This window comes from Rhodopseudomonas telluris (genome assembly GCF_042432815.1).
Classification (GTDB): domain Bacteria; phylum Pseudomonadota; class Alphaproteobacteria; order Rhizobiales; family Xanthobacteraceae; genus Rhodopseudomonas; species Rhodopseudomonas telluris.
On record NZ_JBHLWM010000001.1, the window covers coordinates 618,119 to 635,413 of the forward strand.

The 17,295-nt window shown below is 67.8% G+C and carries 11 protein-coding genes; 8 read left to right on the forward strand and 3 right to left on the reverse strand.

The genetic code is table 11. The annotated features are described in order from the left end of the window. Positions 1–86: 86 nt before the first annotated feature. From ppdK to ACFFJ6_RS02855, 6 genes are all read left to right on the forward strand, one after another. Entirely contained in the window at positions 87–3,095 is a 3,009-nt protein-coding gene (gene ppdK / locus ACFFJ6_RS02830) for a pyruvate, phosphate dikinase (RefSeq protein WP_378384129.1), read from the forward strand. Positions 3,096–3,537: 442 nt separating this feature from the next. Beyond that, positions 3,538–4,011: a hypothetical protein gene (locus tag ACFFJ6_RS02835; protein ID WP_378384131.1), complete on the forward strand. Its 474-nt coding sequence runs from the start codon at positions 3,538–3,540 to the stop codon at positions 4,009–4,011. Positions 4,012–4,107: 96 nt separating this feature from the next. Continuing rightward, a complete protein-coding gene (locus tag ACFFJ6_RS02840; protein ID WP_378384133.1) occupies positions 4,108–4,512 on the forward strand; it encodes a FixH family protein in 405 nt (134 codons plus the stop codon). Beyond that, the gene (locus ACFFJ6_RS02845) at positions 4,509–5,912 is read left to right on the forward strand and encodes an efflux RND transporter periplasmic adaptor subunit (protein WP_378384135.1); all 1,404 of its coding nucleotides are present in this window, start codon (positions 4,509–4,511) and stop codon (positions 5,910–5,912) included. Before ACFFJ6_RS02840 ends, ACFFJ6_RS02845 begins: the two co-directional genes overlap by 4 nt. Then, entirely contained in the window at positions 5,909–9,052 is a 3,144-nt protein-coding gene (locus ACFFJ6_RS02850; RefSeq protein WP_378384137.1) for an efflux RND transporter permease subunit, read from the forward strand. The genes ACFFJ6_RS02845 and ACFFJ6_RS02850 overlap by 4 nt, the downstream gene beginning before the upstream one ends. Positions 9,053–9,411: 359 nt before the next feature. Further along, a complete protein-coding gene (locus tag ACFFJ6_RS02855) occupies positions 9,412–10,815 on the forward strand; it encodes a cell wall hydrolase (RefSeq protein ID WP_378384139.1) in 1,404 nt (467 codons plus the stop codon). A 415-nt stretch (positions 10,816–11,230) separates the two neighbouring features. Here ACFFJ6_RS02855 and nadC read toward each other — a convergent pair whose 3' ends face one another. The 3 genes from nadC to nadA all read right to left on the reverse strand — a co-directional run bounded on the left by nadC (position 11,231) and on the right by nadA (position 14,976). After that, positions 11,231–12,106, reverse strand: coding sequence for a carboxylating nicotinate-nucleotide diphosphorylase (nadC, locus tag ACFFJ6_RS02860; RefSeq protein WP_378384141.1), 876 nt, complete (start codon positions 12,104–12,106; stop codon positions 11,231–11,233). A gap of 34 nt (positions 12,107–12,140) precedes the next feature. Next, entirely contained in the window at positions 12,141–13,760 is a 1,620-nt protein-coding gene (locus tag ACFFJ6_RS02865) for an L-aspartate oxidase (protein WP_378384143.1), read from the reverse strand. A 103-nt stretch (positions 13,761–13,863) separates the two neighbouring features. Next, positions 13,864–14,976, reverse strand: a complete 1,113-nt coding sequence (gene nadA, locus ACFFJ6_RS02870) for a quinolinate synthase NadA (protein ID WP_378384145.1) — start codon at positions 14,974–14,976, stop codon at positions 13,864–13,866. A 335-nt stretch (positions 14,977–15,311) separates the two neighbouring features. Between nadA and acuI the strand changes: the two genes are divergently transcribed. After that, positions 15,312–16,298, forward strand: a complete 987-nt coding sequence (gene acuI / locus ACFFJ6_RS02875; protein WP_378384146.1) for an acrylyl-CoA reductase (NADPH) — start codon at positions 15,312–15,314, stop codon at positions 16,296–16,298. A 100-nt stretch (positions 16,299–16,398) separates the two neighbouring features. Further along, positions 16,399–16,977: a hypothetical protein gene (locus tag ACFFJ6_RS02880; RefSeq protein ID WP_378384148.1), complete on the forward strand. Its 579-nt coding sequence runs from the start codon at positions 16,399–16,401 to the stop codon at positions 16,975–16,977. Positions 16,978–17,295: the final 318 nt, after the last annotated feature.

Genomic DNA, 17,295 nt, shown 5'->3' on the forward strand with positions numbered 1-17,295 from the left:
TCCAAGGCCGGCCGCCTTGCTTGCAATCGCCAAAACGTGGTGTATAGCGGCCCAATCCCACCCCCCTCCTGCGGACCGTTCAAGCCATGGCCAAAGCCGCTTCCAAGACCAAGAAGACAGTTGCGAAATCCAAGTCTTCTCCGAAGTCTTCTGCTCCGAAGTCCGTCGCCAAGGCTCCGGCCGCGCGCGGCAAGGCCGCGGCGAGCGCCCGCAAGCCGGCGGTGAAGACGCCGCCGAAGCCGGCCGCGAAGGCCGCCAAGGCCGTCAGCAAGGCGCTGAGCAAGCCGGCGAGCCAGCCGGCCGCAAAACCTGCGGCCAAGAGCGTTGCCCGCGGCAAGCCGGCGGCGAAGCCCGCCGCCGGAAAGGCCGCCGTCAAGTCCGTCAGCAAGGCGCCGGTTGCGGCGAGCGCGCCGAAGGCCGGCAAGTGGGTTTATACGTTCGGTGACGGCAAGGCCGACGGCAAGTCGAGCATGCGCGACCTGCTCGGCGGCAAGGGCGCCAACCTCGCCGAGATGGCCAATCTCGGTCTGCCGGTGCCGCCCGGCTTCACGATTCCGACCTCGGTCTGCACCTATTTCTACGCCAACGGCAAAACCTATCCGAAGGAGCTGAAGAGCCAGGTCGAGCGCGCGCTCGAGCAGGTCGGCAAGATCACCGGCAAGCGCTTCGGCGACGCCGCCAATCCGCTGCTGGTGTCGGTCCGCTCCGGCGCCCGCGCGTCGATGCCGGGCATGATGGACACCGTGCTCAATCTCGGCCTCAACGACGAGACCGTCGAGGCGCTGGCGAACAAGTCCGGCGACCGCCGCTTCGCCTATGACAGCTATCGCCGCTTCATCACCATGTACTCCGACGTGGTGCTCGGCCTCGATCACCATCACTTCGAAGAAATCCTCGACAGCTACAAGGACGCCAAGGGCTACACGCTCGACACCGATCTCGATGCGGACGATTGGGTTCAGCTCGTCGGCCAGTACAAGGAAGCGGTGGCGCGCGAGATCGGCCAGGACTTCCCGCAGGATCCGAACGACCAGCTGTGGGGCGCGATCGGCGCGGTGTTCTCGTCGTGGATGAACGCCCGCGCGGTGACCTATCGGCGCCTGCACGATATCCCCGAGTCCTGGGGCACCGCCGTCAACGTCCAGGCGATGGTGTTCGGCAACATGGGTGAGACCTCGGCGACCGGCGTCGCCTTCACCCGCAATCCGTCGACCGGCGAGAGCCGGCTGTACGGCGAATTCCTCATCAACGCCCAGGGCGAGGACGTCGTCGCCGGCATCCGCACCCCGCAGGACATCACCGAGCATGCCCGCCTCGAATCCGGCTCCGACAAGCCGTCGATGGAAGTGGCGATGCCGGACGCGTTCCAGGAGCTGACGCGGATCTACACGCTGCTCGAGAAGCACTACCGTGACATGCAGGACATGGAGTTTACGGTCGAGCAGGGCAAGCTGTGGATGCTGCAGACCCGCGGCGGCAAGCGCACCGCCAAGGCGGCGCTGCGCATCGCGGTCGAGCTCGCGCATGAAGGCCTGATCAGCAAGCAGGACGCGGTGGCCCGGATCGAGCCCGGTTCGCTCGACCAGCTGCTGCACCCGACCATCGATCCGCACGCCAAGCGCGACGTCATCGCCACCGGCCTGCCGGCCTCGCCGGGCGCCGCCTCGGGCGAGATCGTGTTCTCGTCGGACGAGGCTGCCAAGCTGCAGGCCGACGGCCGTAAAGTCATCCTGGTCCGCATCGAGACCAGCCCCGAAGACATCCACGGCATGCACGCCTCGGAAGGCATCCTCACCACCCGCGGCGGCATGACCTCGCACGCCGCCGTGGTGGCGCGCGGCATGGGCAAGCCCTGCGTGTCGGGCTGCGGCTCGATCCGCGTCGATTACGGCCGCGGCACGATGACGGTCGGCAATCGCACCTTCAAGACCGGCGACGTCATCACCATCGACGGCGCGATCGGCCAGGTGCTGGCCGGCCGCATGCCGATGATCGAGCCCGAGCTGTCGGGCGACTTCAACACGCTGATGGGCTGGGCCGATCAGGTCCGCAAGCTCAAGGTCCGCGTCAACGCCGACACCCCGGTCGACGCCCGCACCGCGATCAAGTTCGGCGCCGAAGGCATCGGTCTGTGCCGCACCGAGCACATGTTCTTCGAAGAGACCCGCATCCGCACCGTGCGCGAGATGATCCTCGCCGAAGACGAGCAGGCCCGCCGCGCCGCGCTCGCCAAGCTGCTGCCGATGCAGCGCGCCGACTTCGTCGAGCTGTTCGAGATCATGAAGGGCCTGCCGGTCACGATCCGTCTGCTCGATCCGCCGCTGCACGAGTTCCTGCCGCACAGCCACGCCGAGATCGAGGAAGTCGCCCGCGCGATGAACGCCGATCCGCGCCGGCTGGCCGACCGCGCCCGCGACCTCGCCGAGTTCAACCCGATGCTCGGCTTCCGCGGCTGCCGTCTGGCGATCGCCTATCCGGAGATCGCCGAAATGCAGGCCCGCGCGATCTTCGAGGCCGCGGTCGAGGCCGAGAAGCGCACCGGCGAGCAGGTCGGTCTGGAAGTGATGGTGCCGCTGATCGCGACCCGCGCCGAGTTCGATCTGGTCAAGGCCCGCATCGACGCCACCGCGCATGCGGTGAATCGCGAGACCGGCGCCAAGCTGAAATATCAGGTCGGCACCATGATCGAGCTGCCGCGCGCCTGCCTGATGGCCGGCGACGTCGCCGAGAGCGCCGAGTTCTTCTCGTTCGGCACCAACGACCTGACCCAGACCACCTTCGGCATCAGCCGCGACGACGCCGCCAGCTTCCTCGGCACCTATATCGAGAAGGGCATCTTCGCGGTCGATCCGTTCGTCTCGGTGGACCGCGACGGCGTCGGCGAACTGGTCAAGATCGGCGTCGAGCGCGGCCGCAAGACCCGCCCGGACCTCAAGCTCGGCATCTGCGGCGAACACGGCGGCGATCCGGCGTCGGTGGCGTTCTGCCACGAAGTCGGCCTCAACTACGTGTCCTGCTCGCCCTACCGCGTGCCGATCGCGCGGCTGGCCGCCGCCCAGGCCGCGCTCGGCAAGGCGATCGCCAGCCAGGCGTAAGCTGCGGCTGCGATACTCGAGCGTCGCGCGTGCGCGCTGCGCTGTTGCGCGGCGCCAACCCCAACACCAACCGTCGTCACCCGCGAATGCGGGTGACCCAGTATTGCAGGGCGCCCGTTGTGAGCAACGAGCGCCCCGGAATACTGGGTCGCCCGGACAAGCCGGGCGATGACTGGAGAGGGGCGGGGACCTCCCGCGAGTCCTCTCACTCTCTGGCTATGCACGGGCCTCTCCCCGTCATTGCGAGGAGCGCAGCGACGAAGCAATCCAGCTCCGGTGCGTGGCCTTGGATTGCTTCGCTGCGCTCGCAAGGACGGGGAGAGGCGGTGCTCGCTGCGGTGAGGGGGAGCCGGCGCTCGCTCCGAGCGATCGGCGGAAAGGCGCATTCCTCCGGTCCGCCCCGGATCTTCCGCAGCGCCGCGAAATATGCGAACCTGCGGCCGTGACCCTGTTCCTCGCCATACGCCGGCTGCTCGCGGCCGTGATGGTCGCCGGCCTCGTGCTGGCGCCGCTGGCACGTCCTGCGACGGCCGGGACGCCGTCTGCTGTGACGATCGCGATGCACGGCACGTCCGCGCACGCTACGTCCGCCGAAGATGTGGCCATGTCGGGCATGGCGGACCACGCGATGGCCGGTCACCAGGACGCCACCGCGACGATGGACGAGATGTCCGCCAGCTCTGACGAGATGGTCGCGATGCCGTGCTGTCCTTCGGAGGCCCCGAAGGCACCGGTCGATTGCGGCAAGTGCCTGGCGATGGCCGGATGCTCGGCCGGCTTCCTCTCCGGCATGCCGGGCGCCGTTGCCATGCCGCTCCCGATTCCCACCAAGGGAATTGCCCTGGCCAGCGCCGACTTCGCGCGGGACGGCCTCGGCCATCCACCACCCGAACATCCACCTCGATCGCTGATCTGAGCGGCGCTTGGCGCCGCGCATCGTCGCGTGACTGACGTCGCGCGGCGCGATTGCTGCCGCGTCTGCGGCCAGATCCCAAGATCAGAGGTTACTCACATGAAGATCGCATTCTCGCGCGCCCTGCGGGCCGCGCTCGTCGGCGCGGCCGTGCTCGGCTTCGCCACGCCCTCGCTTGCCGACATCAAGGACTATGAATTCCGCCTCGCCTCGCCGACCGTTTCGGTCGGGCGAGACAAGCTCGTCACCGTGCAGCTCATCAACAAGGCCACCGGCAAGCCGGTGCCGGACGCGGTGATCTTCGCGATGCGGCTCGACATGGCGCCGGACGGCATGGCCGAGATGGCGACCAAGATCGTGCGCGAGCCGGGCGGCGAACCCGGCACCTACCGGTTCAAGGCGGCGTTCGGCATGGAAGGCCGCTGGCTGCTGTCGCTCGGCGCCAAGGTGCAGGGCGAGACCGGTACGGTCGAAGGCAAGCTCGTCATCACGGCCAACAAGTGAGGCGCATCGGCCTCGCGGCCGCCGCCACCGCAGCGCTTGCGGTGGCGGTCGGCGGCCTGCCGGGTGTGCGCGAGCACCTGCGTCTGACGACATCGCTGATCGCGCCGGCCGCGGCGCAAGGCAGCGACGAGCCGATCTATTACCAGGACCCCGACGGCAAGCCGGCCTATTCGCTGACGCCGCGCAAGACCGCCGATGGCCGCGATTTCCGACCGGTCCCGGCCAGCGCCGATCTCAACTTCGACGACGACGCGCCGCAGATGCCGCCGCCGCCCCCTGTGTCGACGACGCGCAAGGTGAAGTTCTATCGCAACCCGATGGGCCTCGCCGACACCTCGCCGGTGCCGAAGAAGGACTCGATGGGGATGGACTACATCCCGGTCTATGAGGGCGAGGACAGCGACGACGGCGCGGTGAAGCTGTCGCCCGGCAAGATCCAGCGCAGCGGCGTCAAGTCCGAGCCGGCGATGCGCAAGCAGCTTCGCGCCGTGATCCGCGCGCCCGGCGTGATCCAGCTCGACGAGCGCCGCGTCTCGGTGATCGCGATGCGGTCGGAAAGCTTCGTGCAGAGCGTCGCCGACGTCACCACCGGCAGCCGCGTCGCCAAGGGCCAGCCGCTGATGCAGATCTACAGCTCGGCGATCGCGGCCGCGTCCGCCGAGTACATCTCGACGATCGGCTCCAAGACCACCAGCAGCGTGCCGCTGTTCGGCCGCGGCTCGCGTCAGCGCCTGATCAATCTCGACGTGCCGGAGGCGGCGATCGCCGCGATGGACAAGACCGGCACCGCGCCCGTGACGATCGAATGGCAGGCACCGCGCGACGGCGTGGTGCTGGAGCGCAGCGCCATCGAAGGCATGCGGGCGCAGCCCGGCGACGTGCTGTTCCGCATCGCCGATATCTCCAAGCTGTGGGCCACCCTCGAGATCGCCGAGCGTGATCTCGGCGCGGTGGCGCCGGGCCAGATGGTGATGATCCGCGCGCGGTCGTTTCCGGGCCGCAGCTTCGGCGGCGAGGTGAAGCTGATCTACCCACAGCTCAACAAGGACGCGCGCACCGCGCGGGTGCGGATCGAGCTCGACAATCCCGATCTGGCGCTGCTGCCCGAGATGTATGTCGACGCCGAGATCGACACCGGCAGCGCCGCACCGGTGCTGGCGGTGCCGGAAAGTGCCGTGCTCGATTCCGGCAGCAAACAGGTGGTGTTCGTCGACAAGGGCGACGGCCGCTACGAGCCGCGGACGGTGAAGCTCGGCCAGCGCGGCAGCGGTGCCGTCGAGATTCGCGACGGGCTCAGCGAAGGCGAGGCGGTCGTCACCTCGGCCAACTTCCTGATCGATGCCGAGAGCAATCTCAACGCGGCGCTGAAGAGCTTCTCGGCCGAAGGAGCGCAGCCATGATCGCCCGTCTGATCACCTGGTCGGCGCGCAATCTGCTGCTGGTGCTGTTCGGCGCCGGCTTCGCGGCGGCCGCCGGCGTCTATGCGCTGAAGCATCTGCCGCTCGACGCCATCCCGGATCTCTCCGATACACAAGTCATCGTCTACACCGACTATCCCGGCCAGGCCCCGCAGGTGATCGAGGATCAGGTCACCTATCCGCTGACCACCGCGATGCTCACCGTGCCGCGCGCCAAGGTGGTGCGCGGCTTCTCGTTCTTCGGCGTGTCGTTCGTCTATGTGATCTTCGAGGACGGCACCGACATCTACTGGGCGCGCTCGCGCGTGCTGGAATTCCTCAACGGCGCGGCGTCGCGATTGCCGAGCGGCGTGACGCCGACGATCGGCCCGGATGCGACCGGCGTCGGCTGGGTGTACCAATACGCGGTGATGTCGAAGGAGCTGAACCTCGCCGACACCCGCGCCATTCAGGACTGGAATCTGAAATTCGCGCTGGCCCGCGCCGAGGGCGTCGCCGAAGTCGCCAGCGTCGGCGGCTTCGTCCGGCAGTACAACGTCGTGCTCGATCCGCAGCGGATGCGCGACCTCGGCATCACCATGCCGAAGATCCGCGACGCGATCCGCGCCAGCAATGCCGACGTCGGCGGCCGCACCGTCGAGCTGTCGGAGTTCGAATACGTCATCCGCGGCAAGGGCTATCTCAAGGGCATCAACGATCTCGGCAACATCGTGCTGAAAGTGACCGGCGGCACGCCGGTGCTGCTGCGCGACGTCGCCCGCGTCGAGCTCGGCCCCGACGAGCGGCGCGGCCTCACCGAACTGAACGGCGAGGGCGAAGTCGCCAGCGGCATCGTGCTGCAACGCTTCGGGGTCAACGCCCGCGATGTGATCGACAATGTGAAGAAGCGCTTCGCCGAGATCGCCTCGAGCCTACCCAAGTCTGTCGAGATCGTGCCGGTCTACGACCGCTCCCAACTGATCGACGCGGCGATCGCCACGCTGAAGAGCACGCTGGTCGAAGAGAGCATCGTGGTGGCGCTGGTCTGCATCGTGTTCCTGCTGCATGTCCGCAGCGCGCTGGTGGCGATCATCATGCTGCCGGTCGGCATCCTGATAGCGTTCGGGGCGATGAAGCTACTCGGCATCGGCGCCAACATCATGAGCCTCGGCGGCATCGCGATCGCGATCGGCGCGATGATCGATGCGGCGATCGTGATGATCGAGAATGCCCACAAGCATCTGGAGCGCGCGCCGCCGGACCAGCCGCGCGTCGAGGTGCTGATCGAGGCCGCCGCGGAAGTCGGTCCGGCGCTGTTCTTCAGCCTGCTGATCATCACCGTGTCGTTCATGCCGATCTTCACGCTGGAGTCGCAGGAAGGCCGGCTGTTCAGCCCGCTGGCCTTCACCAAAACCTTCGCGATGGCGGCTGCGGCGCTGCTGTCGGTGACGCTGGTGCCGGCCCTGATGGTGATCTTCGTGCGCGGCCGCATCGTCCCCGAGCACAAGAACCCGATCAACCGCGTGCTGATCGCGATCTATCGGCCGGTGATCGACGCGGTGCTGAAAGCCAAGCTGCTGGTGATCGTCGCGGCGCTGGCGATCCTCGCCGTGACGATCTGGCCGGCGCGGCAGCTCGGCACCGAGTTCATGCCGAACCTCAACGAAGGCACGCTCTTGTACATGCCGACGACGCTACCGGGCATCTCGATCACCAAGGCGGCGGAGCTGCTGCAGACGCAGGACCGCATCATCCGCTCGTTCCCGGAAGTCGCCTCGGTCTACGGCAAGGCCGGCCGCGCCGCGACCGCGACCGACCCGGCGCCGTCGGAGATGTTCGAGACCATCATCAACCTCAAGCCTAAGGAACAGTGGCGCGCCGGTGTGACGTTGCAGAGCCTCACCGCCGAGATGGACCGCGCGCTGCAGTTTCCCGGCGTCTCCAACGCCTGGACCATGCCCATCAAGTCGCGCATCGACATGCTGTCGACCGGCATCCGCACGCCGCTCGGCATCAAGGTGATCGGCACCGAGCTCGGCGAGATCGAGAAGCTCGCCAAGCAGATCGAGCAGGTGCTGAAAACCGTGCCGGGCACGTCCTCGGCCTACGCCGAGCGCGCGCTCGGCGGCTACTATCTGGAGATCACGCCGGACCGCACCGCGATGGCGCGCTATGGCCTCGCGATCCAGGACGTGCAGGACGTGATCGCGACCGCGCTCGGCGGCCAGACCGTCACCACCACGGTGGAAGGCCGCCAGCGCTTCGGCGTCAACATGCGCTATCCGCGCGATCTGCGCGACAGCCCGCAGACGATCGGCCGGGAGGTGCTGGTGCCGATGCCGGCGGGCGGCGCGGTGCCGCTCGGCGAAGTCGCCAGCATCACCCCGGCGCGCGGGCCGAGCTCGATCCGCACCGAGAACGGCCAGCTTGCGGTGTATATCTACATCGATATCCGTGATCGCGATCTCGGCGGCTATGTGGCCGACGCGCGCGACGCGGTGAAGGCCAGCGTCACGTTCCCGCCCGGCTCATATCTCGTCTGGAGCGGGCAGTACGAATATCTCGAACGCGCCGCGGCGCGGCTCAAGATCGTCGTGCCGGTGACGCTGCTGATCATCTTCCTGCTGCTGTACCTCAACTTCCGCTCGGTGGCGGACACGCTGATCGTGATGCTGTCGCTGCCGTTCGCGCTGGTCGGCGGCATCTGGCTGATGTGGGCGCTCGGCTTCAACCTGTCGGTTGCGGTGGTGGTCGGCTTCATCGCGCTCGCCGGCGTCGCCGCCGAAACCGGCGTGGTGATGCTGATCTATCTCGAGCACGCGCTCGACGAGGTCCGCGCCCGCCGCGCCGCGGAGGGCAGAGCGATCGACCGCGTCGATCTCGCGGAGGCGATCAAGCACGGCGCGGTCGAGCGGGTGCGGCCGAAGGTGATGACCGTGGTGGCGATCATGGCCGGCCTGCTGCCGATCCTGTGGAGCACCGGCACCGGCTCGGAGATCATGCAGCGCATCGCCGTGCCGATGATCGGCGGCATGGTGTCGTCGACGCTGCTGACCCTGATCGTGATCCCGGCGATCTACGCGCTGGTGAAAGGCTTTGCGCTGCGCAAGACCATGCCGGCCGCGAAGGTTGTCGCCAGTTAGTCGCCTCCGCCTCTCCACGCGTCATGCCCGGCCTTGTGCCGGGCATCCACGCCTTCTACGAACCTGGCGACGCAGCAAGGCGTGGTTGGCCGGGACGAGCCCGGTCATGACGGTGCTGTGGGGATGTGAACAGGCCAGCACAGACGATCGCATCGTCAACGGTTCGTTTACGCTTTTCGAAAAGCCGCCGTTTACCAGGCTTTTCGATCGAACTCGGTCGATCACGAGTCCGGCTTGCCTGTGTCTCGCGCGCATCGCTGATTAACCGGTGAGCAACTTTAATTGGATATCACCAGAAACGATCAACTTGTCCGAAATCGTCGGACGTGGATCCGAGTAAGCGTTGCGTGAGCGTACCGATGTCAGTCATGCGTAACCGGCCGAAGGGCGCAAAGATTGCGGCCTTCGGTCTCGGTCTCTGCGCCTTCGCGGGGATGCCGACCGAAATCGGCTATCAGGATATAGCGTCGCTGCTGGTGCGCCAGCCGGGCGTCACCGAGCGCTGGCAGAAGCGGATGTTCGCGTCGTCGGTCGGCTCGATCCAGGTCGCGACGTTCTCGTTCGGCCGCCCGATCGGCACCTGGACGCCGCAGGGCTCGACCTATCAGCTCGCCAGCCTCGACGGAAAGCTCGGTCTGTCCGGAGCGGCGGGCCGCAACCGGCTGATGCAGCCGCCGTCGCAGTATCAGGCCTCGGAATTCCCCACCGTCGATCGCACCCTGAAGGGCGATCGCCTCGCGATCTTCAAGCCGGATCAGACCGCGCCGTCCGATGCCGCGCCGTCCAGTGCCGACGACTCGGCTGCGCCGAACGTCGCCGGCGCCAAGACCGCCGAGCAGGCGCCGAGCGATACGTCGCCGCTCGATCCGGAACTCGCCGAAGCCCTGACGTCGGAGCCGCTGCCGCAATACGGCGCCGGCGCCGATATCGATGCGGTTCATGGCCCGGCATCCGCCAGCGCCGCGACGCCCGGTGCGCCGCCGCGCGATCCATTCACCGTCAAGACCTCGAGCCTGTTCTTCGGCACCGGCTCGCTCGGCGGCGTGCAGGAATCGCTCGAGCAGTGGGAGCCGGGTGAAGAACCGATGATCGTGTCGCCGAACGGCGCCGATCCCGACATGAAGGCGCCGCTGGCGTCCGCGACCGTCGGTCCGGATTCGTCCGGCGAAACCATCGCCGGCAAGGGCGAAGTCAACGTCGATCACCACGTCCGCACGCCGGCGGAGCGGCTCGGACTGAGCGATCCGAAGCTCCGCGCCAAGCACGAGAAGTGCCTGGCCGAAGCCGTGTATTTCGAATCGCGCGGCGAGAAGGTGCGCGGTCAGATCGCGGTGGCGCAGGTGGTGCTGAACCGGGCGTTCTCCGGCTTCTATCCGACCAATGTGTGCGGCGTGGTGTATCAGAACAAGCACCGTCGTTACGCCTGCCAGTTCACCTTCGCCTGCGACCGCGTCGCCGACGTGGTGCGCGAACCCGAGATGTGGGATCGCGCCAAGCGGATCGCCGCCGCGATGCTCGACGGCAAGCTGTGGCTGCCGGAAGTCGCCAAGTCGACGCATTATCACGCCTATTGGGTGCGCCCGTCCTGGGTGCACGAGATGAAGAAGATGTACAAGACCGGCGTGCACACCTTCTATCGCCCGCGCGCCTGGGGCGACGGCAGCGACGCGCCGAGCTGGGGCGACGCCGCGCAGACCGCCGCCATCTCGGCCCAACTCACCGCCGCCGCGCAGAGCTCCGCCGAGATCAACGCGAAGAACTAACTCACCGTTTTTCAGGGCTCGCGAGCCACGTCCGCCCCCGAAAGCATTTGAGACGCACCAAGCCCGCGCCACCGGCAGCGCGCCCCCTCTCCCGCTTGCGGGAGAGGGCTGGGGTGAGGGGGCCCCAGGCAGTGAGTCGGCCCGCGTGGAGTGGAGTGCCCTCACCCGGATCGCTGCGCGATCCGACCTCTCCCGCGCGCGGGAGAGGTTTGCGCTATACTCGGCGATAGTTCTGCTGCCATCGCGTAAGATGAGGTCGCCGTCCCCGAGCACAGCGCGCCCCCTCTCCCGCTTGCGGGAGAGGGCTGGGGTGAGGGTGCCCCGGGCAGTGAGTCAGCCCGCGTGGAGTGGAGTGCCCTCACCCGGATCGCTGCGCGATCCGCACCTCTCCCGCAAGCGGGAGAGGTGCGCTGAACTACGCGTCGATATCGAGCGCGACGTCGAAGTTCGGCGCGGAATGCGTCAGCGCGCCGGACGACACGTAGTCCACGCCGGTGTCGGCGATGGCGCGGATCGACTGCAGCGTGACGCCGCCGGAGGCCTCTAACACGACGCGGCCTGCGCTCATCGCCACCGCGCGCTGCAGCGTAGCGAGGTCCATGTTGTCGAGCAGCACGACGTCGGCGAGGCCGGTGTCGAGCACGTCCTGCAACTGCTCCAGCGTATCGACCTCGATCTCGACCTTGACGAGATGACCGATCTTCGCCCGCGCCGCTTCCAGCACCGGGCGGATGCCGCCGGCGACCGCGATGTGGTTGTCCTTGATCAGCACCGCGTCGTCGAGACCGAAGCGGTGATTGAAGCCGCCGCCGCAGCGCACCGCGTATTTCTCCAGCGCGCGCAGGCCGGGCGTCGTCTTGCGCGTGCAGCAGACCCGCAGCTTGGTGCCGGCGGTGTGGCGGACGTAGTCGGCCGTCAGCGTTGCGATGCCCGACAGCCGGCCGATGAAATTCAGCGCGGTGCGCTCGGCGGTGAGGATCGCGCGCGCGGGGCCGGATAATGTCAGCAGATGCACGCCGGCGGCCACCGCCTCGCCGTCGCGGACATGCGCGGTGATGGCGATGTCGGCGGACAGTTGATTGAGCGCTTCGATCGCCAGCGGCAGTCCGGCGATCACGCCCGCCTGCCGCGCCACCATGATGGCGTGGGCCTGGGTGGCTTCGGGGATGGTCGCCAGCGAGGTGACGTCGCCTGCGCGGCCGAGGTCTTCGTCGAGCGCGCGGCGCACCGCATCGGCGATGGCGAGCGGCGACAGGAAGGCGTCGGGATGCAGCAAGGCGGTCGGGGTCATGGGAGGCTGCTCCTGAGCAGACGAATGAGGACGGTCAGACCAGCGCGGTTTGCGGCTGGGTGGGGAACGGCAGGATCACGGCGCCGCCGGGCAGCTCGGCCGCGCGGTCGCGGGCTTCCGCCAGCGTGGTGAGCGTGCGCTTCGCCAGCGCCGGGTTCTCGGCCGGATAGTCGGCGCGATAATGCGCGCCGCGGCTTTCGGTCCGCGCCAGAGCGGCGGTCGCAACCAGCAGGGCGGCGGTCGCGCTGTTCGAAAGCGCCGGCGAGGCAGCCGTTCGCTCGAACTCAGCCAGTGCGCGCACCGCTTCGGTGAGCCCGCTGCGCTCGCGGATCACGCCGACCTTGGCTGACATCAGCGCGCGCAGGCTCTGTTCCTGGACGGGATCGTGCGTGCCTTCGCGCAGATACTGCGCGGGATCGAAGCGGCCGTTGCTGGCCGCGAACTCGCGACCCGCGATATCCTCGGCGATCCGCGCCGCATACACCACGGCTTCGAGCAGCGAGTTGGAGGCGAGGCGGTTGGCGCCGTGCGCGCCGGTGGACGACACTTCGCCGGCGGCCCACAAGCCGCCGAGCGAGCTGCGGCCGTGCTCGTCCACCGCGATGCCGCCCATGTGATAATGCGCCGCCGGCGCGATCGGAATCGGCTGCGTCGCCGGATCGATGCCGGCCGAGATGCAGCTCTGATACACGGTCGGAAATTCGTGCGCGAACCTGGCGCCGAGCGCCTGCGTGGCGTCGAGAAACGCGCCGCGGCCGGCGGCGACTTCGGCGAACACACCGCGGGCGACGATGTCGCGCGGCGCGAGTTCGGCGAGCGGATGCAGCGCCGGCATGAAGCGCTCGCCGGCGCCGTTGATCAGCGTCGCGCCTTCGCCGCGCAGCGCCTCGGTGGCGAGCGGCGCGGGATCGCGGCCGACCATGATGGCGGTCGGATGAAACTGCACGAATTCCGGATCGGCGATCAGCGCGCCGGCACGCGCCGCGATCGCGAGACCCTGGCCGGAGGCTTCGGCGGGATTGGTCGTCACCGCGTAGAGATGGCCGATGCCGCCGGTGGCGAGCACCACGGCGGAGGCGGCGATCAGCACCGGCGCGGATGGCGCGCCGACCTTGCGCAGTTGCAGGCCGCTGACGGCGTCGCCGTCGGTGAGCAGCGCTTCGGCGCTCCAGCCTTCGAGCACGCGGATCGAGGGCGTCGCGCGCACCGCCTGGGTCAGCGCGGTGATGATCGCCTGGCCGGCCATGTCGCCGCGGACATGCACGATGCGGCGCGCCGAATGCGCGGCTTCGCGCGCCACTGCGAGGCGGCCTTCGAGGTCCCGGTCGAACGGCACGCCATAGGCGAGCAGATCGTGGATGCGCGGCGCGGCTTCGCGCGCCAGCCCGAGCGCCACCGCCTCGTCGACGATGCCGGCGCCGACCGCGATGGTGTCGGCGGCGTGCGACTCCGCGCTGTCGCCTTCGCCCACTGCAGCGGCGATGCCGCCTTGCGCCCACGCGGTGGAGGCGCCTTCGCCGAGCGGCGCGGCGCTGATCACCGTCACCGGACGCGGCGCCAGCTTCAGCGCGCAGAACAGGCCCGCGAGCCCGCCGCCGACGATGACGATGTCGCCATGCCGGCCGAGCGATTCAAGATCCGGGGTGATACTCATCGGCGATCCAACTCTCGCACGCTGTCTCGCGAACGCCTTGACGCGGACGACGGCCGGAGATCGCACAGAGGCGCCGTCGTCCGCTTCGCCGCCAGCTGCGGCGTCAGTTCTTCAGGTTGATCATCCGCTCCACGGAGCGGCGGGCCGGCGCGATGATGGCGGGATCGACCGTTACTTCCTCGCGCAGGTACACCAGGCTGTCGAGAATCTTCGCCAGCGTGATCCGCTTCATGTGCGGGCACAGATTGCACGGTCGCACCATCTCGACGTCCGGCAGCTCGGCCTGGACGTTGTCGGCCATCGAGCACTCGGTGATCATCACCACGCGCCTGGGATGCTTGGTCTTGACCCAGTTGATCATATGGGCGGTCGAGCCGGTGAAGTCGGCCTCGGCCAGCACGTCCGGCGGGCATTCCGGATGCGCGATGATCTTCACGCTCGGATCGGCCTCGCGATACACGCGTAGTTCGTCGCCGGTGAAGCGCTCGTGCACTTCGCAGGCGCCCTTCCAGGCGATGATCTTCACCTTGGTCTGCGACGCGACGTAGCGCGCCAGATATTGATCCGGCACCATGATGACGCGGTCGACGCCGAGGCTCTCCACGACCTGCACGGCGTTGGACGAGGTGCAGCAGATATCGACTTCGGCCTTCACGTCCGCGGACGTGTTGACGTAAGCGACCACCGGCACGCCGGGGAATTTGTCGCGCAGCAAACGCACATCCGCGCCCGTGATCGACGACGCCAGCGAGCAGCCGGCGCGCGAATCCGGGATCAGCACGCGCTTCTCCGGGCTGAGGATCTTCGAGGTCTCCGCCATGAAGTGCACGCCGCACTGGATGATGGTCGAGGCCTTCACCTTGGTGGCCTCGACCGCGAGCTGCAGCGAGTCGCCGACGATGTCGGAAACGCAGTGGAAGATCTCCGGCGTCTGGTAGTTGTGCGCCAGGATCACGGCGTCGCGCTCGCGCTTCAGCTCGTTGATCGCCTTGACGTAGGGCGCCATGAACGGCCACTCGACCGGCGGGATGACGTTCTGCACGCGCGCATAGAGATGCGCGGTCGCGGCCTCGACCTCGGGAGTCCAGTCGAGCGGTGGCATCGGCAGCGCGCGCGCGGTCTCGGACGGCGTCGGCGCGGTGCGGGGGAGCGCAGCCTCGCGGCCATATGCCGGCCGGCCGAAATTCTCCGGCCCGTACAATTCAGCAAGCGGCATCCCGGCCTCCTGTTCGGCTCCAAATATGCTCAACATGAGCATATGCTGGGTCTGAGAAATCCGGCCGCGGAGGGCCGGCGCTGTCACACATCTGATCTTCGCGATCGCCTGCGTCCGGCGTCTTCCCGCCGGATAGCTCAGCGATGCTGACTTATCCTCATTAAGAGCAAATCTAATATAGCATGCAGGTTGTGGTTCCGCCAGTCGCCCAAAGGACCAAATCGTCACAGCAGAACGCCAGAATTGCATCGCTGCAGCGCAACGCGATCTTTACAGCGCACCGCCGCTTTCTCTAACTCAGCGGCAGGTTTCAAGAACACCACAGAGGAAACGACATGGCGACGTTCAAGGCGATCCGCATCGACAAGGCGGAGAAGGGCACCACCGCAGCGCTGACGCAGTTCGACGACGCCGAGCTGATGGATGGCGACGTCACCGTCGCGGTCGAGTGGTCCACCGTGAACTACAAGGATGGCCTCGCGGTCACCGGCAAGTCGCCGGTGGTGCGCCGTTTCCCGATGATCGCCGGCATCGATTTCGCCGGCACCGTGCTCGAGAGTAGTCATCCGTCGTGGAAGGCCGGCGACAAGGTCGTCTGTAACGGCTGGGGCATGGGCGAGACGCATCTTGGCGCCTACGCCGAGAAGGCGCGGGTGAAGGGCGACTGGCTGGTGCGGCTGCCCGACGGCATCAGCGCGCGCGACGCGATGGCGATCGGCACCGCGGGCTACACCGCGATGCTCAGCGTGCTGGCGCTGGAGAAGCACGGCCTGACGCCGAAGGACGGCCCGGTGGTGGTGACCGGCGCGGCCGGCGGTGTCGGCTCGGTGGCGATCGCGCTGCTGTCGAAGCTCGGCTACCACGTCATCGCCTCGACCGGTCGCACCTCGGAGGAGGCCTATCTGCGCGAGCTCGGCGCTACCGAGATCATCGACCGCAACGAACTCTCCGCGCCCGGCAAGCCGCTCGGCAAGGAACGCTGGGCCGGCGGTATCGACAGCGTCGGTTCGACCACGCTCGCCAATCTGCTGGCGATGACCAAGTACCGCGGCGCCATCGCGGCCTGCGGCCTCGCGGCCGGCATGGACCTGCCCGCGTCGGTCGCGCCCTTCATTTTGCGCGGAGTGTGTCTTTACGGCATCGACTCGGTGATGTGCCCGCTTCCTGAGCGCCAGAAGGCCTGGAGCCGGCTCGCGACCGACCTCGATCGCGCAAAACTCGGGCAGATGACCCAGGAAATCGGCCTCGACCAGGTGATCGACACCGGTGCCAAAGTTCTGGCGGGCCAAGTGCGCGGTCGAATCGTGGTGAAAATTGCGTAGCCGTTCAGACTTTACCAACCAAGCTGCGCCAATGTTGCCGCAGTTTGTATGGTAAGGAGCGGGTTAACGGAAGAATCCCCGCGCCAGTAGGAGTTCAGGCATGTTCTCGCGTATCGTCTACGGAGCCCTGATGGCTGGAGCGACGGTCCTGCCCGCGATGGCAGGGTCGATGAACGCAGACGAAGCCCGCAAGTTTGTCTCCGGCAAGGTGTTTGCCTTTACCTGCTTCGACGGCACCCGCGGCGCCGGCCGCGTCTTCGACGACGGCGGCGCCGCCGGCTCGGTGCAGTTCTCCGGCTCCGGGCCGAACCGCTTCATGCGGCTGCCCGGCAACACGCTCCAGGTGCGCGGCCAGTCCATCTGCGCATCCATCAAGGGCATCCCGTTCGATCCCTGCTTCAATCTCGACAAGACCAGCGAGCGTAGCTTCCGTGGCTCGGTGTCAGGCATGGGCTTCGCCTATTGCGACTTCCGCCATCAGGGCACGGGTCAGATGATGATGGCCCGCGCGCTGGCACGTCAGCCGCGCGCCCCGCGTCCGGCCCGGTCGGCCGACGCTGCCCCGAAGGAAGTCGTCGCCAGCGTCCCGACCCCGCGCGTCGAGGCGACCCGCCTCGAAGCGCCCAGGGAAGCCGCGAAGGTCGAAGCAGCGTCCGAGCTCCGCCGCTCGACGGACTGATTAGCACTGAGCTTCAGAACCCTCTCGCCACACGCACTTCCTCATGCTGAGGAGGCGCTACGCGCTGTCTCGAAGCATGCGCCGCGAACACGGTGTGGCCCCATCCTTCGAGACGCCCGGCTTCGCCGGGCTCCTTCAGGATGAGGATTCAGTGCCGGTGGATAGGCTTGGGGCGTCCATCTCTCGACGTGTGCTCTGCCGCTGAGTAACCGCACTTACTTCGTCGTGGCCGGGCTTGTCCCGGCCATCCACGTCTTGCGCGCCGCGTCTGCCGCATGCGTGGATGCCCGGCACAAGGCCGGGCATGACGAAAGAGAG